The organism is Modestobacter sp. SYSU DS0904, assembly GCF_054051115.1.
In genome coordinates this window covers 163,794-184,810 of record NZ_JBJHAQ010000003.1, presented here as the reverse complement: position 1 = coordinate 184,810, position 21,017 = coordinate 163,794, and the positions used below count along the sequence as shown (strand labels likewise).

General features: G+C 74.5%; 16 protein-coding genes. All 16 read left to right on the top strand.

The window, feature by feature from the left end; all coding sequences use genetic code 11:
* Positions 1-16 precede the first annotated feature (16 nt).
* The 16 genes from ACI79U_RS03380 to ACI79U_RS03305 all read left to right on the top strand — a co-directional run bounded on the left by ACI79U_RS03380 (position 17) and on the right by ACI79U_RS03305 (position 21,014).
* Positions 17-1,852, top strand: coding sequence for an ABC transporter ATP-binding protein (locus tag ACI79U_RS03380; protein WP_457065097.1), 1,836 nt, complete (start codon positions 17-19; stop codon positions 1,850-1,852).
* A gap of 47 nt (positions 1,853-1,899) precedes the next feature.
* Positions 1,900-2,322: a hypothetical protein gene (locus ACI79U_RS03375; protein WP_457064787.1), complete on the top strand. Its 423-nt coding sequence runs from the start codon at positions 1,900-1,902 to the stop codon at positions 2,320-2,322.
* A 73-nt stretch (positions 2,323-2,395) separates the two neighbouring features.
* The gene (locus ACI79U_RS03370) at positions 2,396-2,905 is read left to right on the top strand and encodes a hypothetical protein (RefSeq protein ID WP_457064789.1); all 510 of its coding nucleotides are present in this window, start codon (positions 2,396-2,398) and stop codon (positions 2,903-2,905) included.
* A 10-nt stretch (positions 2,906-2,915) separates the two neighbouring features.
* Complete coding sequence (locus ACI79U_RS03365) at positions 2,916-4,571, top strand: FAD-binding dehydrogenase (protein ID WP_457064791.1); 1,656 nt, start codon at positions 2,916-2,918, stop codon at positions 4,569-4,571.
* The gene (locus ACI79U_RS03360; protein WP_457064793.1) at positions 4,568-5,266 is read left to right on the top strand and encodes a hypothetical protein; all 699 of its coding nucleotides are present in this window, start codon (positions 4,568-4,570) and stop codon (positions 5,264-5,266) included. The genes ACI79U_RS03365 and ACI79U_RS03360 overlap by 4 nt, the downstream gene beginning before the upstream one ends.
* Before the next feature lie 49 nt (positions 5,267-5,315).
* Complete coding sequence (gene hisI, locus ACI79U_RS03355) at positions 5,316-5,684, top strand: phosphoribosyl-AMP cyclohydrolase (protein WP_457064795.1); 369 nt, start codon at positions 5,316-5,318, stop codon at positions 5,682-5,684.
* Positions 5,671-7,179: an anthranilate synthase component I gene (locus ACI79U_RS03350; protein WP_457064797.1), complete on the top strand. Its 1,509-nt coding sequence runs from the start codon at positions 5,671-5,673 to the stop codon at positions 7,177-7,179. The genes hisI and ACI79U_RS03350 overlap by 14 nt, the downstream gene beginning before the upstream one ends.
* Positions 7,176-7,811: a TIGR02234 family membrane protein gene (locus ACI79U_RS03345; protein ID WP_457064799.1), complete on the top strand. Its 636-nt coding sequence runs from the start codon at positions 7,176-7,178 to the stop codon at positions 7,809-7,811. Before ACI79U_RS03350 ends, ACI79U_RS03345 begins: the two co-directional genes overlap by 4 nt.
* A gap of 132 nt (positions 7,812-7,943) precedes the next feature.
* Entirely contained in the window at positions 7,944-8,753 is an 810-nt protein-coding gene (gene trpC / locus ACI79U_RS03340) for an indole-3-glycerol phosphate synthase TrpC (protein ID WP_457064801.1), read from the top strand.
* A gap of 54 nt (positions 8,754-8,807) precedes the next feature.
* Positions 8,808-10,235 carry a tryptophan synthase subunit beta gene (gene trpB / locus ACI79U_RS03335; RefSeq protein ID WP_457064803.1) on the top strand — a complete coding sequence of 476 codons (1,428 nt, stop codon included), beginning with the start codon at positions 8,808-8,810 and terminating at the stop codon, positions 10,233-10,235.
* On the top strand, positions 10,232-11,032 hold the full coding sequence (gene trpA, locus ACI79U_RS03330) for a tryptophan synthase subunit alpha (RefSeq protein ID WP_457064805.1): 801 nt from the start codon (positions 10,232-10,234) through the stop codon (positions 11,030-11,032). Before trpB ends, trpA begins: the two co-directional genes overlap by 4 nt.
* Positions 11,029-12,030: a prolipoprotein diacylglyceryl transferase gene (gene lgt, locus ACI79U_RS03325; RefSeq protein ID WP_457064807.1), complete on the top strand. Its 1,002-nt coding sequence runs from the start codon at positions 11,029-11,031 to the stop codon at positions 12,028-12,030. The genes trpA and lgt overlap by 4 nt, the downstream gene beginning before the upstream one ends.
* Positions 12,031-12,426: 396 nt before the next feature.
* On the top strand, positions 12,427-17,112 hold the full coding sequence (gltB, locus tag ACI79U_RS03320) for a glutamate synthase large subunit (RefSeq protein WP_457064809.1): 4,686 nt from the start codon (positions 12,427-12,429) through the stop codon (positions 17,110-17,112).
* Positions 17,105-18,592: a glutamate synthase subunit beta gene (locus tag ACI79U_RS03315; RefSeq protein ID WP_457064811.1), complete on the top strand. Its 1,488-nt coding sequence runs from the start codon at positions 17,105-17,107 to the stop codon at positions 18,590-18,592. The genes gltB and ACI79U_RS03315 overlap by 8 nt, the downstream gene beginning before the upstream one ends.
* Positions 18,593-18,687: 95 nt before the next feature.
* Positions 18,688-20,103, top strand: a complete 1,416-nt coding sequence (pyk, locus tag ACI79U_RS03310) for a pyruvate kinase (protein ID WP_457064813.1) — start codon at positions 18,688-18,690, stop codon at positions 20,101-20,103.
* Positions 20,100-21,014 carry an acyl-CoA thioesterase gene (locus ACI79U_RS03305; protein WP_457064815.1) on the top strand — a complete coding sequence of 305 codons (915 nt, stop codon included), beginning with the start codon at positions 20,100-20,102 and terminating at the stop codon, positions 21,012-21,014. The genes pyk and ACI79U_RS03305 overlap by 4 nt, the downstream gene beginning before the upstream one ends.
* Positions 21,015-21,017: the final 3 nt, after the last annotated feature.

Here is a 21,017-nt window from a genome sequence, read left to right as displayed (position 1 = left end):
ACCGAGCGTGAGCACCATGGACACCGTCGGCGACGGTGACGTCGTCCTGGCCGCCGACCGCCGGCCGGAGAGCGCCACCGCCACGCTGCGTCGCGGCCTGCGGATGATGCCCGAGTTCCGCCAGGGCCTGCCGGTCACGTTCCTGCTCGCGCTGATCGCCACCGCCGGCCGGGTGGTCGTGCCGATCGCCGTCCAGCAGGTGCTCGACCGCGGGCTCGGCGCCCCCGGCGGCCCGGACATCCCGCTGGTCCGGGAGCTGGTGCTGATCTCCGCCGTCGTCGTGGTCATCACCGGCGTCGCCGTCTACCGGATGAACGTCCGGCTGTTCCGCACCACCGAGACCGCGCTCGCCGGGCTGCGGGTCCGGGCGTTCCGGCACGTGCACGACCTCTCGGTGCTGCACCAGCAGGGGCAGCGACGCGGCTCACTGGTCTCCCGGGTCACCAGCGACGTCGACCAGCTGTCGGTGTTCATGCAGTGGGGCGGCGTCCTAGGCCTGGTCAGCATCGGTCAGCTCGTCGTCGCCACCGCGGTGATGGCGGTCTACTCCTGGCAGCTCACCCTGCTGGTGCTCGCCTGCTTCGTGCCGCTGGCGATCGCGGTCAAGTGGTTCGCCCAGCGGCTGGCCGCGGTCTACGGCGTGGTGCGCGAGCGGGTCGGTGACGTGCTGGCCGCCGTCGGGGAGTCCGTCGTCGGCGCCCCGACGGTGCGCGCCTACGGCATCCGCGCCCGGACGGCGGCGCGCATCGACCGCGCCATCGACCGGCACTACCGCGCGTCGGTCGACGCGCAGAAGGTCACCGCCGGGGTCTACGTCAGCGGCGAGCTCGTCGCCGCGATCGCCAACGCCGCGGTCGTGGTGGTCGGCGTGCTGCTGGGCATCGCCGGCGACATCAGCGCCGGCACCCTGGTCGCCTTCCTCTTCCTGGTCACCCTCTTCGTGGCGCCGGTGCAGACCGCCAGCGAGGTGCTCAACGAGGCGCAGAACGCCGTCGCCGGGTTCCGCCGGGTGCTCGACGTGCTCGACACCGAGCCCGACGTGCGCGACCCCGCGGCCACCGACCCCGGCCACGGCCGCGCGCTGCCCCCCGGGTCGCTGGACGTGCGGTTCGACCACGTCTCCTTCGCCTACGCCCCCGGCGCCCGCAAGGCCCTCGACGACGTCGACCTGACCATCCCCGCCCGCACCCGGGTGGCGATCGTCGGGGAGACCGGCTCGGGCAAGACCACCTTCGCCAAGCTGGTCACCCGGCTGATGGACCCGACCGAGGGACGGGTCCTGGTCGGTGGCGTGCCGTTGGACGAGGTCGCCTTCGCCTCGCTGCGCCGGCGGGTGGTGATGGTGCCCCAGGACGGCTTCCTCTTCGACGCCTCGGTCGCGGACAACGTCCGCTACGGCCGCCCCGGCATGACCGAGGCGGAGGTCGGCGCCGCGTTCGACGAGCTCGGCCTCGGCGACTGGGTGGCCGGCCTGCCCGACGGCGTGGCCAGCCCGGTCGGCCAGCGCGGGGAGTCGCTGAGCGCGGGGGAGCGGCAGCTGGTCGCCGTCGCCCGCGCCTACGTCGCCGACCCCGACCTGCTGGTGCTCGACGAGGCGACCAGCGCGGTCGACCCGGCCACCGAGATGCGGCTGACCCGGGCGCTGGACGCGCTCACCGACGGGCGGACGACGCTGACCATCGCCCACCGGCTGTCCACCGCGGAGCGGGCCGACGAGGTGCTGGTCGTCGACGCCGGCCGGGTCGTGCAGCGCGGCACGCACGCCCAGCTGGTCGACGTCGCGGGCCCCTACGCCCGGTTGCACGCCTCCTGGCGGCGCAGCTCCGGACGGCGGGAGAAGCCGGTCGGCTGACGGCGCGCCCGGGTCCGCCGGCGCGCGCGGACCCCTAGCCTGCGCGCGTGTCCGCTCCCGTCCGCCGTCTCCCGCCCCTGCCGACGGTGCTCGCCGCGCCGCTGGCCGTGCTCAGCGCGCTGGCCACGGCCGCCTTCGCCCTGCTTGCCCTGGCCTTCTCCGACGGCCGGTTCGACGGTGGCGGCTGGCTGGTCGTCGCCGTCCCCGTGGTGCTCTCGGTGTGGCTGCTCGTCGGGGCGCTGCTGCTCCTGCTGGGCCGCAGTTGGCTGGCGGTGTTCCTGCCTGCCGCGGCCCTCGTCGCGGTGCTCGGCCGGGTGCTGGTCACGGAGGGGCTGATCGCGGACTCCGACGGCCTGCTGCTGCTGATCTGGGCGCTCCCGGCCGGGACTGCGCTGCTGGCCGCGCTGCCCGGTGTCCGCGGCTGGGTGGCCGGCCGGCGTGGCGCCCGGTCGTCCGCGGGTGACCGCTGACCGGCCGGTCCGCCCAGGCTCCTCCCAGCTGACCCGGAGCTCGACTCCAGGCCGGCGGTCATACCCTGCCGGCATGCCGTCCACCTCCACCCGCCGCCGCGGAACGGAGGCTCCCCGGCACCGTCCGCGCCGTCCCATCGGCCGCGGCTTCACCGTCGCGCCCGCGGCGCCGTCCCGGCCGCAGGCCGCCCCGTTCGCGGCGGTGCTCGGCCTGCTCGTCGCGCTCGAGGACGGCTACCTGGGCTGGCTGCTGTGGGACGCCGACCCCGGCTGGGGCTGGTACCTGCTGGCGCCGGCGGCGCTGGCCGTCCTCGCCGTCCTCGGCTCGGTGCTGGTGTGGCGCGGCACCGGCCTGGGGCGGTTGCCCGGGTGGCTGGTGCTCGTGCTGGCCTGCGCGCTGCCGCTCGTCGGACTGCTGCTGCTCGCCGTCTTCTTCGGGGCGCTCGGCGGCGGCCCGGCGGTCTGGACACCGCTGCTGCTGGCCGTCGCACCGCTGGGCGGGTCGGTGCTCGCCGCGCAGCGACCGGTGCGGGAGTGGGCCCGCGCGGGTCGTCGACCGCCCTCGGTGGCGCGCGCCCGCTAGCGTCGCCGGGGTGAGCACCGACGCCGACGTCATCGTGGTGGGGGCGGGGCTGGCCGGACTGGTCGCCACCGCCGAGCTGGCCGAGGCCGGCAAGCGGGTGCTGCTGCTGGACCAGGAACCCGAGGCCTCGCTGGGCGGGCAGGCGCACTGGTCCTTCGGTGGGCTGTTCCTGGTCGACACCCCCGAGCAGCGCCGGTTGCGGGTGCAGGACTCCCTGGAGCTCGCCCGCCAGGACTGGTTCGGCACCGCCGGCTTCGACCGCGCCGAGGACCACTGGCCCCGGCAGTGGGCCGAGGCCTACCTGCAGTTCGCCGCCGGGGAGAAGCGGGCCTGGCTGCGCGCCCAGGGCGTGCGGTTCTTCCCGGTGGTCGGCTGGGCCGAGCGCGGCGGCTACACCGCCACCGGGCACGGCAACTCGGTGCCCCGCTTCCACATCACCTGGGGCACCGGCCCCGGGGTGGTCGCCCCCTTCGCGCGGCGGGTCGCCGACGCCGCCGCCCGCGGGCTGGTCGACGTCCGGTACCGGCACCGGGTCGACGGGCTGGTCGTCACCGACGGCGCGGTGACCGGGGTCCGCGGCGCGGTGCTCGAGCCCAGCGACGTCGCCCGCGGGGTGGCCAGCTCACGGGTCGAGGTGGGCGACTTCGAGCTCGCCGCAGCGGCCGTCGTCGTCACCTCCGGCGGCATCGGCGCCAACCACGAGCTGGTCCGGCGCAACTGGCCGGCCCGGCTGGGCACGCCGCCGAAGCGGCTGCTCTCCGGCGTCCCCGCGCACGTCGACGGCCGGATGCTGCAGATCACCGAGGCCGCCGGCGGCAACGTCATCAACCCCGACCGGATGTGGCACTACACCGAGGGCATCGCCAACCACTCACCCGTCTGGGAGCGGCACGGCATCCGGATCCTGCCCGGCCCCTCCTCGCTGTGGCTGGACGCCACCGGCACCCGGCTGCCGGTCCCGCTGTTCCCGGGCTTCGACACCCTGGGCACGCTCGCGCACATCGGCACGACCGGCCACGAGCACACCTGGTTCCTGCTCACCCAGAAGATCGTGGAGAAGGAGTTCACCCTCTCCGGCTCCGAGCAGAACCCCGACCTCACCGACAAGGACCTCAAGCTCCTGCTCACCCGGGTGCGCAGCGGCGCCGCGGCGCCGGTGCAGGCGTTCCTGGACCGCGGCGAGGACTTCGTCGTCGCCCCCACGCTGCCGCAGCTGGTCGCGGGGATGAACCAGCTCACCGGGGACACCCCGCACGTCGACCTGGCGACCGTCGAGCGGGAGGTCGTCGCCCGCGACCGGGAGATCACCAACCGGTTCACCAAGGACGCCCAGATCACCGCCATCCGCCAGGCCCGCACGTTCCTCGGTGACAAGCTGATCCGGGTCGCCTCCCCGCACCGGCTGCTCGACCCCGACGCCGGCCCGCTGATCGCCGTGCGGCTCAACCTGCTCACGCGCAAGACCCTCGGCGGCCTGGAGACCGACCTCTCCGGTCGGGTGCTCCGCAGCGACGGCGAGCCGTTCCCCGGCCTCTACGCCGCCGGGGAGGTCGCCGGCTTCGGTGGCGGCGGGATGCACGGCTACCGCTCGCTGGAGGGCACCTTCCTGGGCGGCTGCCTGTACTCCGGCCGGGTCGCCGGGCGGGCGCTGGCGGCCGGCCTGTGAGCGCGCCGGACTGGGACGCCGTCCCCCCGCCCGGGCAGTCGCCCCACGGCGGGCCGCCGCCCAGCGGGCAGCCGTGGGACCAGCAGCCGTGGGGGCCGCCGCCGGCGGCGCACCAGCAGTGGGGCCCGCCGCCGCAGTGGGGGCCGCCGCAGCCGCAGTGGGGTCCGCCCCCGCACCCCGGCCAGCAGCCCTACCCGGGAGCGCAGCCGTACCCCGGTCCGCAGCAGTACGCCGGCTGGGGCGGCTACGCGCCGCCCTTCGCCCGCGGCCGCCGCCGGCCCGGCGTCGTCGTCGGGGCGGCGGGGCTGGCCTTCGGATCGGCGTTGCTGACCCTCGTCGGCACCGTTTACGCGATGGCGTTCAGCGCGCTGCTGGCGGTCACCCGCGGGCCCTCGGCCGGCATCGGCCCCTGGATCGCCCTGGTGCAGCTGCTGGTCGTCGCGCTGTTCGTGGTCGGCGGGCTGACGGCGCTGTCCGGCGGCCGCCGGGAGTGGCTGTGGGCGGCGGCAGCCGGGCAGGTCTGCCTCTCGGTCTACTGGGTGGTGGTGCTGAACGGCACCACCGCGCCGATCGGGGAGGCCGTGATCGTGCTGCCGGTGGTCTACGGGGCGCTCGGCGTCGCCGCCGCCGGCCTCACCGTCCTGCCCGACGCGGTGGCCTGGTCCCGGACGGCGGCCATGGGTCGCGGACGTTGATGCGCAGGGGCTGACCGGGCGGTCGCGGCCGGGTGGGACGATCAACGGCATGCCCGCCCCCTCCGATCCCCGGCTCGACCCGGCGGTCGCCGGCCTGCTCCGCCGCGACCCCGCCGGCCTGGTCGCCGCCGTCGTCCAGCAGCACGACACCGCCGAGGTGCTCATGGTCGCCTGGATGGACGACGAGGCGCTCCGCCGCACGCTGACCACCGGCCGGGCCACCTACTGGTCGCGCAGCCGGCAGGAGTACTGGGTCAAGGGGGAGACGTCGGGTCACCGGCAGTGGGTGCGCGACGTCCGGCTGGACTGCGACGGCGACGCGCTGCTGGTGCTCGTCGACCAGGAGGGCCCGGCCTGCCACACCGGCGAGCGCAGCTGCTTCCACCGGGAGCTGGAGGTGCAGCATGCGGCTCGGTGAGACGACGCCGTCGCGGGAGGAGTTCGCGGCGCGGGTGGGCGCGGCCGGGGTCGTGGTCCCGGTCACCCGTCGCCTGCTGGCCGACAGCGAGACCGCCGTGGGCGTGTACCGCAAGCTCGCCCGCAACCGGCCCGGCACCGTGCTGCTGGAGTCCGCCGAGCAGGGCAAGCAGTGGTCGCGGTACAGCTTCGTCGGGGTGCGCAGCGCCGGCACGCTGACCGAGCGCGACGGCGCCACGGTGTGGGTGGGCGACCCGCTGCCCGGGCTCACCGACGACCTGCCCGCCGACCCGCTGGCCGCCGTCCGCACGCTGGCGCGGCGGCTGCGCTCGCCGCGCACCCCGGGGCTGCCGCCGCTCACCGGCGGCCTGGTCGGCTACCTCGGCTACGACGTCGTGCGCCGGCTGGAGCGGCTGCCGGAGACCAGCACCGACGACCTCGGCATGCCCGAGCTGGCGATGATGCTGATCACCGACCTCGCCGTGCTCGACCACACCGACGGCACCGTGCTGCTCATCGCCAACGCGCTGGCCGCCGGGGCGGACGCCCACGACGACGCCGTCGCCCGGCTCGACGCGATGGCCGCGGACCTGACCTCGGCGGTGCCGCCCTCGGTCGCGACGCTCACCACCGCGGACGCACCGCCGGTCAGCAGCAACATGGCGCCGGGGGTGTACGAGGCCGGGGTCGAACGGGTGCGCGAGCACGTCCGCGCCGGCGACGTCTTCCAGACCGTGCTCGCCCAGCGCTTCGAGCTGGCCACCGACGTCGACGCGCTCGACCTCTACCGGGTGCTGCGGGCCAGCAACCCCTCGCCGTACATGTACCTGCTGCGCTTCGCCGGCCGGGAGTCGCCGTTCGACGTCGTCGGCTCCTCGCCGGAGGCGCTGGTGACGGTGACGGGGGAGCGGGCCGTCGTGCACCCGCCGGCCGGCACCCGCCCCCGCGGCGCGACGCCGGAGGACGACGTGCGGCTCACGGAGGAACTGCTCGCCGACCCCAAGGAGCGCGCCGAGCACGTCATGCTGGTCGACCTGGCCCGCAACGACCTGGGCCGGGTCTGCGTGCCGGGCTCGGTGGAGGTCGCGGACTTCATGCGGGTGGAGCGCTACAGCCACGTCATGCACCTGGTCTCGACCGTCGCCGGGCAGGTGACGCCGGGCTGCGACGCGCTGGACGTCTTCGACGCGACCTTCCCCGCCGGCACGGTCTCCGGGGCGCCCAAGCCGCGGGCGATGGAGGTCATCGAGTCCCTCGAGCCGACCCGGCGGGCGCTCTACGCGGGCACCGTCGGCTACGTCGACGCCAGCGGCGACATGGACATGGCGATCGCCATCCGCACCGCGGTGCTGCACGACGGCCGCGCCTACGTGCAGGCCGGCGCCGGGATCGTCGCCGACAGCGACCCCGCCACCGAGGAGGCCGAGACCCGGCACAAGGCGCGGGCGGTGCTGTCGGCGATCGCGACGGCGGAGGGGCTCCGGGAGCTCCCGTGAGCAGCACCGTGGGCCCGGGGACCGGGGCGCGGCGGGAACTCACGCTGGCGGTGCTGGGCAGCGCGCTGGCCGGCGGCCTGGCGCTCTCGGCCGCCGGGCAGCCGTGGGCCGACGTCACGGTCGTCCGCGAGCCCCCGCTGCCGCCGACGACCGAGGTGCTCACCGGCGGTGAGGTGGTGCCGCTGGTCGCCGCCTGCGGGCTGCTGCTGCTCGCCGCCGCGCTGGCGCTGATCGCCGTCCGCGGGGCGGGGCGCTGGGTCGTCGGGGTGCTGGTGGCCGGCGCCGGTGGGGTGCTCGGCTGGTCCGGGGTCCAGGGGCTGACCGGGCGGTTCGGCGTGGACGCCGGCGACGTCGGTGCCTCGGTCGGGCTCGGCTCGGCCCAGGTCAGCAGCGAGGTGGTCGCCGGCTGGCCGGCGCTCACCCTGGCCGCGGGCGTGCTGGCCGTGCTCGTCGGGACGCTGGTGGTGCTGCGCGGCCGCACCTGGCCGGGGATGGGCCGCCGGTACGAGCGGACGGCCGCCGCCCCGGCCGCGCGCCCGTCGCCCGCGAGGCCGGCCCGGCCGGCCACCGACGAGGACCGCCACCAGGCGGCCTGGAAGGCGCTGGACCGGGGCGAGGACCCGACAGTGTGAACCCTCCGGTCGGGAAGCGCGCGCCCGGCCCCCGACCGGAGCGGCACGGCGCCGCCTCTACAGTGATCTCACCGACTCCGAGTGGTGGGAGTCGTTCCGGTGACACATGATGTGGGGTTCCGAGGAGGGGTGATGAGCGTCCTCGACGAGATCGTGGCGGGCGTCCGTGAGGACGTCGCCGCCCGGCAGGCCGCGTTGCCGCTCCCGGAGGTGCAGGCCGCCGCCCGCGACGCCCGGCCGGCGCTGGACGCCCTCGCGGCACTGCGCGCCCCCGGGGTCGGGGTGATCGCGGAGGTCAAGCGGAAGAGCCCGTCCAAGGGCCCGCTCGCCGAGATCAGCGACCCCGCCGCCCTCGCCGCCCAGTACGCCGCCGGCGGCGCCCGGGTGATCAGCGTGCTCACCGAGGGGCGGAAGTTCGGCGGCTCGCACGCCGACCTGGCCGCGGTCCGCGCCGCCGTCGACGTCCCGGTGCTGAACAAGGACTTCGTGGTCAGCAGCTACCAGGTGCACGAGGCCCGGGCCCACGGCGCCGACCTGGTGCTGCTGATCGTCGCCGCGCTGGAGCAGCCGGTGCTGACCGGTCTGCTGGAGCGGATCGAGTCGCTGGGCATGACGGCGCTGGTCGAGGTGCACAGCGAGGCCGAGGCCGACCGGGCGCTCGCCGCCGGCGCCTCGGTGATCGGGGTGAACGCCCGCGACCTGACCACGCTGTCGGTCGACCGCTCCACCTTCGAGCGGATCGCCCCCGGGCTGCCCAGCGAGGTGGTCAAGATCGCCGAGTCCGGCGTCCGCGGGCCGCACGACCTGATCAGCTACGCCGGGGCCGGCGCCGACGCGGTGCTCGTCGGCGAGGGCCTGGTCACCGCCGGCGACCCGCGGCAGGCCGTCGCCGACCTGGTCACCGCCGGCTCGCACCCGGCCACCCCGCGCACCTCCCGCTGAACCGACACGGGAGCCCCTGCCCGGTCGGCGGGCACACCGTGTCAAGCTGGGGACGTGACCCTCTCCGCGCACCCTCCGGCCCCTGACGTCCTCGACGCCGGTTCCCGAGACGCTGGGGCGCGCCCGGAGTGGCCGGACGCCACGGGACACTTCGGTCCCTACGGCGGCCGGTTCGTCCCCGAGGCGCTGATCGCCGCCCTCGACGAGCTCACCGAGGCCTACGAGGCGATGCGGGTCGACCCCGCCTTCCTCACCGAGTTCGCCGAGCTGCAGCGCGACTACACCGGCCGGCCCAGCCCGATCACCGCCGTCCCGAGGTTCGCCGAGCACTGCGGCGGCGCCACGGTGCTGCTCAAGCGCGAGGACCTCAACCACACCGGCTCGCACAAGATCAACAACGTGCTGGGCCAGGCGCTGCTGACCAAGCGGATCGGCAAGAGCCGGGTCATCGCCGAGACCGGCGCCGGCCAGCACGGCGTGGCCACCGCGACCGCCGCGGCGCTGATGGGGCTGTCGTGCACCATCTACATGGGCGAGGAGGACACCCGGCGCCAGGCGCTGAACGTCGCCCGGATGCGGCTGCTCGGCGCCGAGGTCGTCCCGGTCACCACCGGCTCGCGCACCCTCAAGGACGCCATCAACGAGGCGTTCCGCGACTGGGTCACCAACGTGGAGACCACCAACTACGTCTTCGGCACCGTCGCCGGCCCGCACCCCTTCCCGGCGATGGTCCGCGACTTCCAGCGGGTCATCGGCGACGAGGCGCGCGGGCAGCTGCTCGACCGGCTGGGCCGGCTGCCCGACGTGGTGCTCGCCTGCGTCGGCGGCGGCTCCAACGCGATCGGCATCTTCACCGCGTTCGTGCCCGACGCGGACGTGCGCCTGGTCGGCCTGGAGGCCGGGGGCGACGGCGTGGAGACCGGCCGGCACGCCTCCTCGATCACCGGGGGTGACCCCGGCGTGCTGCACGGCGCCCGCAGCTACCTGCTGCAGGACGCCAACGGCCAGACCATCGAGTCGCACTCGATCTCCGCGGGCCTGGACTACCCCGGGGTCGGGCCGGAGCACTCCTACCTGCACGACATCGGGCGGGCGGAGTACCGGCCGGTGACCGACGCGCAGGCGATGGAGGCCTTCGCGCTGCTGTGCCGGACCGAGGGCATCATCCCCGCGATCGAGTCCGCGCACGCCCTGGCCGGGGCGATGCAGGTCGGCCGCGAACTCGGTCCGGACGCGGTGCTGCTGGTGAACCTCTCCGGCCGCGGGGACAAGGACGTGGAGACCGCCTCGACGTGGTTCGGGCTCGGCGACCGCGAGGCGGTCGACCCCGGCCCCGGGATGGACACCGACCAGCACGCCACCGAGGGCGCGGTCAGCAACGACCAGGCTGGTCATCCGGGCCAGGTCGGCGTCGACGTCGAGCCCGACGTCACGGCCGCAGCAGAGACGCCGGGCGGCCACCGAGCGGGGGAGCAGGCATGAGCCAGCTCGCCACCCGGATCACCGCCGCCCGCGCGGAGTCGCGCGCCGCGCTGATCGCGTACCTGCCGGTCGGCTACCCCGACGTCGAGCGCTCGATCGAGGCGATGGTGGCCGCGGTCGAGGGCGGCGCCGACATCGTCGAGATCGGCGTGCCCTACTCCGACCCGGGCATGGACGGGCCGGTCATCCAGCAGGCCGTGGACGTCGCCGTCCGGGCCGGCGTCGGGATGGTCGACGTGCTGCGCGCCGTGCGGGCCGTGGCCGACGCCGGCGCCGTGCCGGTCGTGATGAGCTACTGGAACCCGATCGAGCGCTACGGCGTCGACCGGTTCGCCGACGACCTGGCCGCTGCCGGGGGAGCGGGGGCGATCACCCCCGACCTCATCCCGGACGAGGCCGGCGCCTGGATCGCCGCCACCGACCGCACCGGGGGCGACCGGGTGTTCCTGGTCGCGCCGTCGTCGACCGACGCCCGGCTGGCCGCCACCGCCGCGGCCTCCCGCGGGTTCGTCTACGCCGCCTCCACCATGGGCGTCACCGGCACCCGGGCCACCGTGGGCGACGCCGCCGAGCGGCTGGTGGCCCGCACCCGCGAGGTCGCCGAGCTGCCGGTGTGCGTGGGCCTCGGTGTCTCCGACGCCGACCAGGCCGCGGAGGTCGCCGGCTTCGCCGACGGCGTCATCGTCGGGTCGGCCTACGTCCGCCAGCTGCTCGAGGGGCACGGTCCCGACGGCGTCCGGGCGCTCTCCGCCGAGCTGGCCGAGGGCGTGCGACGACGACCGGCGGTGGTCTCGTGAGCGTGCTCGCCGCCATCCCCAGCCCGACCCAGGCCGTCTGGGAGGTCGGGCCGTTCCCGCTGCGTGCGTACGCGCTGGCGATCATCGCCGGCATCGTGCTGGCCGTCCTGATCTCCGAGCGGCGCTGGGTCGCCCGCGGTGGCGCCCCCGGGGACGTGCTGGACATCTCGGTCTGGGCGGTGCCGTTCGGCATCATCGGCGGCCGGATCTACCACGTGATCACCACGCCGCAGCCCTACTTCGGCGAGGACGGCGACCCACTGCGCGCGCTGGCCATCTGGGAGGGCGGCCTGGGCATCTGGGGGGCCATCGCCCTCGGTGGCGTCGGCGCCTGGATCGCCTGCCGCCGGCGGAACATCCCGCTGCCGGCCTACGCCGATGCGATCGCCCCCGGCATCGTCGTCGCCCAGGCGGTGGGCCGGCTGGGCAACTGGTTCAACAACGAGCTCTACGGGCGGGCCACCGACCTGCCGTGGGCGCTGACCATCCACCGCTGGGACGCCTCGGCCGGTCGCGCGCTCACCGGCCCCGAGGGTGAGCCGCTGGTGCTGGGCACCTTCCACCCGACGTTCCTCTACGAGCTGCTGTGGAACCTCGGCGTCGCGGCGCTGGTGATCTGGGCCGACCGCCGGTTCCGGCTCTCCCACGGCCGGGCCTTCGCCCTGTACGTGGCGGCCTACTGCGCCGGCCGGCTGTGGATCGAGATGCTCCGGATCGACACCGCGGAGGAGTTCCTCGGGCTGCGACTCAACGTCTTCACCTCGATCATCGTCGGGCTGCTCGCGGTGGCCTACCTGGTCTGGCAGCGCGGTCGCCCGCGCGAGGTGATCACCCGCGGCAGGGACGCCCGGGCGGCCGACGACGGCAGCCCCCCGGCCGACCAGTCCGGTGCGGGCACCGACGACCCGGCGGGGGAGGTCCCGCCGCCGGGAGCCGGCACCGGCTCCACGGCCGCGCGGGCCGGTGGGGACGAGACCCGGGGTCCGACACCGGGCTGAGACGCCGTCCGCAGGCCGGTCCGGCGTCGCCGGAAGAGAGATGTGCGACATCGGATCGACATGTCCCGCAGGTGACGGCGCTGTGTACGCTCCTTGTCGGTCGACCAGTGATCCTGGCCGGCCGGCGACGTCGGAACCGGGCCAGCGCTGCCCCGCACACGACCTCCCCGCGGACACCCGCCCGCGGGACCGCGGGTCTGCAGGCCGTCCGGACGAACCGCGTCCGCCCGACCTGCGCGGCCCCACCCGTCGGACCGCTCCGGTCCTCCCCGCAGTGATCCCCTCTGCACCACCCACACGCTCTGACCACCCGGCGGGGTCCTCGTGACCCCCCGCACCGCGCCCGGGCCCGGCTCCGCCGGACGGGCGTCGCGGCCAGCCGACGACGGGAGTGACATGTCTGACCTCGCCGCCCCCCGCAACCTCGCCGGCACCGCCCCCGGCACCGACGTCCGGACGGCCCCGGTGGCCTTCTCGGCGCTCCCCGCCGCCTCCGGCCTCTACGACCCGGCCCGCGAGCACGACGCGTGCGGCGTGGCCTTCGTGGCCGACGCCCGCGGCCGCCGTTCCCGGTCGATCGTGGCCGCCGGGTTGACCGCCCTGCACAACCTCGACCACCGCGGCGCCGCCGGCTCCGAGCCCAACTCCGGTGACGGCGCCGGGATCCTCACCCAGGTGCCCGACGCGCTGCTGCGCGCCAGCGTCGACTTCGACCTCCCGCCGCTGGGCGAGTACGCGGTCGGCATCGCCTTCCTCCCCGCCGACGAGACCGAGCGGGGCACCGTCGTCGACGGGGTCGCCGCGCTCGCCGCGGAGGAGGGGCTGACCGTCCTGGGCTGGCGCGAGCTGCCGGTCGACCCCGACGGCGCCGACCTCGGGCCCACCGCGCGCCGGGTCATGCCGTACTTCGCGCAGTTGTTCGTCGCCGAGACGATCGGCGCGCGCGCCGACGCCCAGGCGTTCGGTGGCACCGCCGCCCCGCACGGGGTCACCCGGCTGGAGCGGCGCTCGTTCGTGCTGCGCAAGCGGATCGAGCGGGCCGCCCGGGACGCCGGCACCAACTGCTACATCGCCTCGCTGTCGGCGCGCACCATCACCTACAAGGGGATGCTGACCACCGACCAGCTGCCGGCGTTCTTCCCCGACCTGCGCGACGAGCGCTACGAGTCGGCGATCGCGCTGGTGCACAGCCGCTTCTCCACCAACACCTTCCCGAGCTGGCCGCTGGCCCACCCGTTCCGGTTCATCGCGCACAACGGCGAGATCAACACGATCAAGGGCAACCGCAACCGGATGCGCGCCCGCGAGGCCAAGCTGGAGACCGAGCTGTTCGACGGTCCGGCCGGCCCGGCCGCCGAGCTCGGCCTGGACCGGATCTTCCCGGTCACCGCCAGCGACTTCAGCGACTCGGCGACCTTCGACGAGGTCCTCGAGCTGCTGCACCTGTCCGGCCGCTCGCTGCCGCACGCGGTGCTGATGATGATCCCCGAGGCGTGGGAGAACCACGCCGAGATGGACGCGGCCCGCCGGGCGTTCTACCGCTTCCACTCCTCGATCATGGAGCCCTGGGACGGGCCCGCCTGCGTGGCCTTCACCGACGGCACGCTCATCGGTGCGGTGCTCGACCGCAACGGCCTGCGCCCGGGCCGCTGGTGGCGGACCAAGGACGACATGGTCGTGCTGGCCAGCGAGGCCGGGGTGCTGGACATCCCGGCGTCCGAGGTCGTCGCCAAGGGCCGGCTGCAGCCGGGCCGGATGTTCCTGGTCGACACCGCCGCGGGCCGGATCGTCTCCGACGAGGAGGTCAAGGGCGAGCTGGCCACGGCCGAGCCCTACGGCGACTGGCTGCACGCCGGCCTGGTGCACCTGCCCCAGCTGCCCGAGCGCCGCCGCGCCCGGCCCAGCCACGAGTCCGTCGTCCGTCGTCAGCTGCTCTTCGGCTACACCGAGGAGGAGCTGCGCATCCTGGTGCAGCCGATGGCCGCCAGCGGTGCCGAGCCGATCGGCTCGATGGGCACCGACACCCCGATCGCCTCGTTGTCGGACCGCTCCCGGTCGCTGTTCGACTACTTCACCCAGCTGTTCGCGCAGGTCACCAACCCGCCGCTGGACGCGATCCGGGAGGAGCTGGTCACCAGCCTCGGGCGCACCTTCGGCCCGGAGCAGAACCTGCTCTCGGCGACCCCGGCATCCTGCCGGCAGCTGTTCCTGCCGTTCCCGGTGATCGACAACGACGAGCTCGCCAAGATCCTGCACATCGACGACGACGGCGACCTGCCCGGGTTCGCCGCCGTGCGGATCACCGGCCACTACGACGTCAACGGCGGCGGCACCGCCCTGGCCGAGGCGATCACCGAGCTGCGCACCAAGGTGAGCAAGGCGATCGCCGCCGGTGCCAGGGTCATCGTGCTGTCCGACCGCGACTGCGACGAGAACCGCGCGCCGATCCCGTCGCTGCTGATGACCGCCGCCGTCCACCACCACCTGGTGCGGGAGCGCACCCGGATGGAGGTCGGCCTGGTCATCGAGTCCGGCGACTGCCGCGAGGTGCACCACATCGCGCTGCTGCTGGGCTACGGCGCGGCCGCGGTCAACCCCTACCTGGCCTTCGAGAGCGTCGAGGACCTGATCCGGTCCGGGCAGCTCACCGGCATCCAGCCCGCGCAGGCCGTGCGCAACGTGGTCAAGGCCATGGGCAAGGGCGTGCTCAAGGTGATGAGCAAGATGGGCATCAGCACCGTCGGCTCCTACACCATGGCGCAGATCTTCGAGACCGTCGGCCTGTCCAAGGCCCTCGTCGACGAGTACTTCACCGGCACGTCGGCCACCCTCGACGGCGTCGGGCTCGACGTGCTCGCCGAGGAGGTCGCCATGCGCCACCGGCAGGCCTACCCGAGCAACCCCACCGAGCGCGCGCACCGGCGGCTGGAGACCGGCGGGGAGTACCAGTGGCGCCGCGAGGGCGAGGTGCACCTGTTCAACCCCGAGACGGTGTTCCTGCTCCAGCACGCCACCCGATCCCGGCAGTACGAGGTCTTCCAGCGCTACGCCGACACCGTGGACACCCTGTCGGCCGACGCGGCGACCCTGCGCGGGCTGTTCCGGTTCAAGACCGCCGGCCGCCCGGCGGTGCCGCTGGAGGAGGTCGAGCCGGTCAGCGAGATCGTCAAGCGCTTCCAGACCGGCGCGATGAGCTACGGCTCCATCTCGGCCGAGGCGCACGAGACGCTGGCGATCGCGATGAACCGGCTCGGTGGGCGCTCCAACACCGGTGAGGGCGGGGAGGACCCCGACCGCTTCACCGCCGACCCCAACGGCGACCTGCGCCGCAGCTCGATCAAGCAGGTGGCCAGCGGCCGGTTCGGGGTGACCAGCGAGTACCTGGTCAACGCCGACGACATCCAGATCAAGATGGCCCAGGGCGCGAAGCCCGGCGAGGGTGGCCAGCTGCCCGGCAGCAAGGTCTACCCGTGGGTGGCGCGGACCCGGCACTCCACGCCGGGCGTGGGGCTGATCAGCCCGCCGCCGCACCACGACATCTACTCGATCGAGGACCTCAAGCAGCTCATCCACGACCTCAAGAACGCGAACAACGAGGCGCGGATCCACGTCAAGCTGGTCTCCGAGACCGGCATCGGCACGGTGGCGGCTGGGGTCGCGAAGGCCAAGGCCGACGTCGTCCTGGTCTCCGGGCACGACGGCGGCACCGGCGCGGCGCCGCTGACCTCGCTCAAGCACGCGGGCACCCCGTGGGAGATCGGCCTGGCCGAGACCCAGCAGACACTGCTGGCCAACGGGCTGCGCGACCGGATCGTGGTGCAGGTCGACGGCCAGATGAAGACCGGTCGCGACGTGATCGTGGCCGCGCTGCTGGGCGCCGAGGAGTTCGGCTTCGCCACCGCCCCGCTGGTGGTCGAGGGCTGCGTGATGATGCGCGTCTGCCACCTGGACACCTGCCCGGTGGGCGTGGCCACGCAGAACCCGGAGCTGCGCAAGCGGTTCACCGGCAAGCCGGAGTTCGTGGTCACCTTCTTCGAGTTCATCGCCGAGCAGGTGCGCGAGCAGCTGGCGCAGCTGGGCTTCCGCACCCTCGACGAGGCGGTCGGCCACGCCGAGCTGCTCGAGGTGGCGCCGGCGGTCGACCACTGGAAGGCCTCCGGGATCGACCTCTCGCCGATCCTCGCCGTCCCGGAGATGCCCGCGGGCGCGGCCCGCCGGCAGGTGACCACCCAGGACCACGGCTTGGACGTCGCGCTGGACCAGACGCTGATCCAGCTCTGCGAGGGTGCGCTGCTCGACGCCCGCCCGGTGCACCTGGAGCTGCCGGTCCGAAACGTCAACCGCACCGTCGGCACGATGCTCGGCTCGATGGTGACCCGTCGCTTCGGCGGCGCGGGACTGCCCGACGGCACGATCGACCTGACCTTCACCGGGTCGGCCGGTCAGTCCTTCGGCGCCTTCCTGCCCCCGGGCATCACCATGACGCTGCTCGGCGACGCCAACGACTACGTCGGCAAGGGCCTGTCCGGCGGGCGGATCGTGGTGCGCCCCGCGCCGGAGTCCGCCTTCGCCGCCGAGGACAACGTCATCGCCGGCAACGTCATCGGCTACGGCGCGACCCAGGGGGAGCTGTTCCTCCGCGGCCGGGTCGGCGAGCGCTTCTGCGTGCGCAACTCCGGTGCGCTGGCGGTCGTCGAGGGCGTGGGCGACCACGCGCTGGAGTACATGACCGGCGGGTCGGCGATCATCCTGGGGCCCACCGGCCGCAACATCGCCGCCGGCATGTCCGGGGGGATCGGCTACGTGCTCGACCTCGCCCGGCACCGGGTGAACCCGGAGATGGTGGAGGTCGAGGAGCTGGACGGCGAGAGCTCGCTGTGGCTGCGCGACGTCCTCACCCGCTACCGGGAGGCGACCGACTCCGCGGTGGCCACCGCCCTGCTCGCTGACTGGGGCCGGTGGTCCGAGCGGTTCAGCGTGATCATGCCGCGTGACTACCGGCGTGCCCTGGAGGCCCGGCGGGCCGCCGAGGCCGCCGGGTACGACGTGGACCGAGCTGTGATGGAGGCTGCACGTGGTTGATGCGACGGGTTTCCTGAAGTACGACCGGCAGCTGCCGCCGCGGCGGCCGGTCGACCTGCGGCTGCTGGACTGGAAGGAGGTGTACCTCAACCGGGACACCGGTGAGGACTCCGTCTTCCCGGTCACCGCCCTGCGCGAGCAGGCGGCCCGGTGCATGGACTGCGGCATCCCCTTCTGCCACCACGGCTGCCCGCTGGGCAACCTGATCCCGGAGTGGAACGACCTCGCCCGCCGGGACGACTGGCAGGAGGCGATCGAGCGGCTGCACGCCACCAACAACTTCCCGGAGTTCACCGGGAAGCTGTGCCCGGCGCCCTGCGAGGCCGCGTGCGTGCTCAACCTGGAGAACGCACCGGTCACGATCAAGCAGATCGAGTGGGAGATCATCGACCAGGCCTTCGTCAACGGCTGGGTCACCCCCCAGCCGCCGGCGGTGCTGACCGGCAAGAAGATCGCCGTGGTCGGCTCCGGGCCGGCCGGGCTGGCCGCCGCCCAGCAGCTGACCCGGGCCGGGCACGAGGTCACCGTCCTCGAGCGCGACGACCGGGTCGGCGGGCTGCTCCGGTACGGCATCCCCGAGTTCAAGATGGAGAAGCGCCACCTGGACCGGCGGCTGGACCAGATGCGCGCCGAGGGCACCCGCTTCGTCACCGGGGTCGACGTCGGCGGCGAGGGCCCCGACGACGTGACGGTGGAGCGGCTGCAGTCGGACTACGACGCGGTGGTGCTGGCGATCGGCACCCCGGTGGCCCGCGACCTGCCGCTGCCCGGCCGGGAGCTGCCCGGCGTGCACTTCGCCATGGAGTACCTGCCCGACGGCAACCGCCAGGCGCTCGGCGAGCTCGAGCACCCGGCGATCGACGCCCGCGACAAGCACGTGGTGATCATCGGTGGCGGTGACACCGGCGCGGACTGCCTGGGCACCGCCCACCGGCAGGGCGCGGCGTCGGTGGCCCAGCTGGACTACAAGCCGGCCCCGCCCGGCACCCGGCCGCAGGACAACCCGTGGCCGACCTACGAGATGGTCCTGCGGGTCTCCCCGGCTCACGAGGAGGGCGGCGAGCGGCTGTTCGCGGTCAACACCGAGGGCTTCGTCGCCGGGGACGACGGCCGGGTCGCCGGTGTCCAGGTCTCCGACGTCCGCCTGGTCAACGGCCGCAAGGAGGTCGTCGAGGGCACCACGCGGGTGCTCCCGGCCGATCTGGTGCTGCTGGCCCTGGGCTACACCGGGCCGCAGACCGCCGGGCTGGTCGAGCAGCTGGGGTGCGCGGTCACCGAGAAGGGTGCGGTCGCCCGCGACGGCGACTACATGTCCACGGCGCCGGGTGTCTTCGTGGCCGGTGACATGGGTCGTGGCCAGTCGCTCATCGTCTGGGCGATCGCCGAGGGGCGGGCCGCGGCGGCCGCCGTCGACACCTGGCTGACCGGCGCCTCCCAGCTGCCCCGCCCGGTCACCCCGACGGCGGTGCCACTGCGCTGACCTGCGCAGACGTCCCAGACGACTGCGACCCCCCGGGGGGACACGGCCGACCCCGTCGGGCGTGTCCCCTCGGGGGGTCGACTAGTTTCAGAGGCATGTCTCGCCGCGCGAAGATCGTCTGCACGCTGGGTCCGGCGACCGCCACCCCGGAGCAGGTCACCGCCCTCGTCGAGTCCGGGATGGACGTCGCCCGGCTCAACTTCAGCCACGGCAAGCACGCCGACCACGAACAGGCCTACCGCCTGGTCCGGGAGGCCTCGGACAAGGTCGGCCGGGCCGTCGCCATCCTCGCCGACCTCCAGGGCCCGAAGATCCGGCTGGGCACCTTCACCGAGGGCAAGGTGGAGTGGCCGACCGGAGCCCGGGTCTGCATCACCGTCGAGGACGTCGAGGGCACCGCCGAGCGGGTCTCGACCACCTACAAGGACCTGGCCAACGACGTCCGCGTCGGTGACCGCCTGCTGGTCGACGACGGCAAGCTCGCCCTCACTGTCGCCGAGGTCGACGGCCCGGACGTGTACTGCCTGGTCCTCGAGGGCGGCCCGGTCTCCAACAACAAGGGCCTGTCCCTGCCCGGCGTCGCGGTCAGCGTCCCCGCCATGTCGGACAAGGACGAGGAGGACCTGCGCTTCGCCCTCTCGCTGGGGGTGGACTTCGTCGCGCTGTCCTTCGTCCGTTCCCCCCGCGACGTCGAGCTGGTCCGCGAGGTGATGGCCCAGGAGGACGTGTTCGCCCCGGTCATCGCCAAGCTGGAGAAGCCCGAGGCGGTCGAGAACCTCGACGCGATCTGCGACGCCTTCGACGGCATCATGGTCGCCCGCGGTGACCTCGGTGTGGAGCTGCCGCTCGAGCAGGTGCCGCTGGTGCAGAAGCGCGCCGTGCAGGCCGCCCGCGAGCGCAACAAGCCGGTCATCGTGGCCACGCAGATGCTCGAGTCGATGATCGAGAACTCCCGGCCCACCCGCGCCGAGGCCTCCGACGTGGCCAACGCCGTCCTCGACGGCGCCGACGCGGTGATGCTGTCGGGGGAGACCTCGGTGGGCAAGCACCCGATCGCCGCGGTCCGCACGATGGACCGCATCATCGCCGCGGTCGAGACCGACGAGATCCTCGCCCCCCAGCTGCTCAAGGCATCGCACTCCCGGCCGGGGGCCATGGTGCGGGCGGCCAAGGACGTCGGCGAGGCGCTCGACGTGTCGGCGCTGGCCGCCTTCACCTCCACCGGCCGCAGCGCCCAGCGGCTGGCGGCGCTGAAGACCCGGCTGCCGATCCTGGCCTTCACCAACGACCCGCGGGTGCGCAGCCGGCTGGCGTTGTCCTGGGGCGTGGAGACGTTCATCGTCCCCACGGTCGAGCACACCGACGACATGGTCGCCCAGGTCGACTTCTCGCTGCTGTCCATCGGCCGGCTGCGCGAGGGCGACCAGGTCGTCGTCGTGGCCGGCTCCCCGCCGAACACGGCCGGGACGACCAACCTCGTCCGGGTGCACGAGGTGGGAACGCAGGCGTGACCGCAGCAGCGGCGGCGTCGGGGGCGGGATCAGCCGGGGAGGTCCCGGCCCCGACCCCGGCGGCCGAGCTCATGGTCGTCCTCGACCTGGAGGAACGCGCCCCGGACCTGTTCGTCGGCAGCACCCCCCGGACGCCGCTGCAGCGGATCTTCGGCGGTCAGGTGGCTGCCCAGGCGCTCGCCGCGGCGAACGCCACGGTGCCGGCCGAGCGGCCGGTGCACTCGCTCCACTCGTACTTCCTCCGGCCGGGCGACCCGCAGGAGGAGATCCGCTACGAGGTGGACCGGATCCGGGAGGGCCGGTCGTTCAGCACCCGGCGGGTGGTGGCCCGGCAGACCCGCAAGGGCGAGGACGTCGCCATCTTCGCGCTCACCGCGGACTTCACCGCGGGGGAGCGGGCGGTGGTGGAGCACTCCCTGCCCATGCCGGAGGTGCCCGGCCCCGACGGGCTCCCCGGGCTGCCCGAGGTGCTCGCCGCCCACCCCGACCGGGCCGAGGGCGCGCGTGCCCTCAACCGGGCGGTCGACTCCCGCTACCTGCGTGACCCCTACGACCCCGAGCCCCGCACGGCGGGGGACACCGCGTTCCGGGCCTGGTTCCGGGTCACCGGGCGGCTGCCCGACGACGACAACGTGCACGCCGCCGCGCTCACCTTCGTCAGCGACCTGACCCTGCTCTCCGCCGGGCTGGCCCGCATCGGCGGTGGCTGGGGCGGATCGATCGTCGGGGCGAGCCTGGACCACGCGGTGTGGTTCCACCGGCCCGCACGGGCCGACGAGTGGTTCCTCTACGAGACCGACAGCCCGGCGGCGGCCAGTGGTCGCGCAGTGTGCTTCGGGCAGATCTGGTCCGCCGACGGCACGCACGTGGCCACCGTCGCCCAGGAGGGGCTCATCCGCTCGCTCGGCTGAGCC

What these genes read in the sequence shown, in the direction of transcription:
- ACI79U_RS03380 (WP_457065097.1), top strand. Translation starts at nt 17, where the DNA reads ATGGACACCGTCGGCGACGGTGACGTCGTCCTGGCCGCCGACCGCCGG.
- ACI79U_RS03370 (WP_457064789.1), top strand. Translation starts at nt 2,396, where the DNA reads ATGCCGTCCACCTCCACCCGCCGCCGCGGAACGGAGGCTCCCCGGCAC.
- hisI (WP_457064795.1), top strand. Translation starts at nt 5,316, where the DNA reads ATGCCCGCCCCCTCCGATCCCCGGCTCGACCCGGCGGTCGCCGGCCTG.
- ACI79U_RS03350 (WP_457064797.1), top strand. Translation starts at nt 5,671, where the DNA reads ATGCGGCTCGGTGAGACGACGCCGTCGCGGGAGGAGTTCGCGGCGCGG.
- trpC (WP_457064801.1), top strand. Translation starts at nt 7,944, where the DNA reads ATGAGCGTCCTCGACGAGATCGTGGCGGGCGTCCGTGAGGACGTCGCC.
- trpA (WP_457064805.1), top strand. Translation starts at nt 10,232, where the DNA reads ATGAGCCAGCTCGCCACCCGGATCACCGCCGCCCGCGCGGAGTCGCGC.
- gltB (WP_457064809.1), top strand. Translation starts at nt 12,427, where the DNA reads ATGTCTGACCTCGCCGCCCCCCGCAACCTCGCCGGCACCGCCCCCGGC.
- pyk (WP_457064813.1), top strand. Translation starts at nt 18,688, where the DNA reads ATGTCTCGCCGCGCGAAGATCGTCTGCACGCTGGGTCCGGCGACCGCC.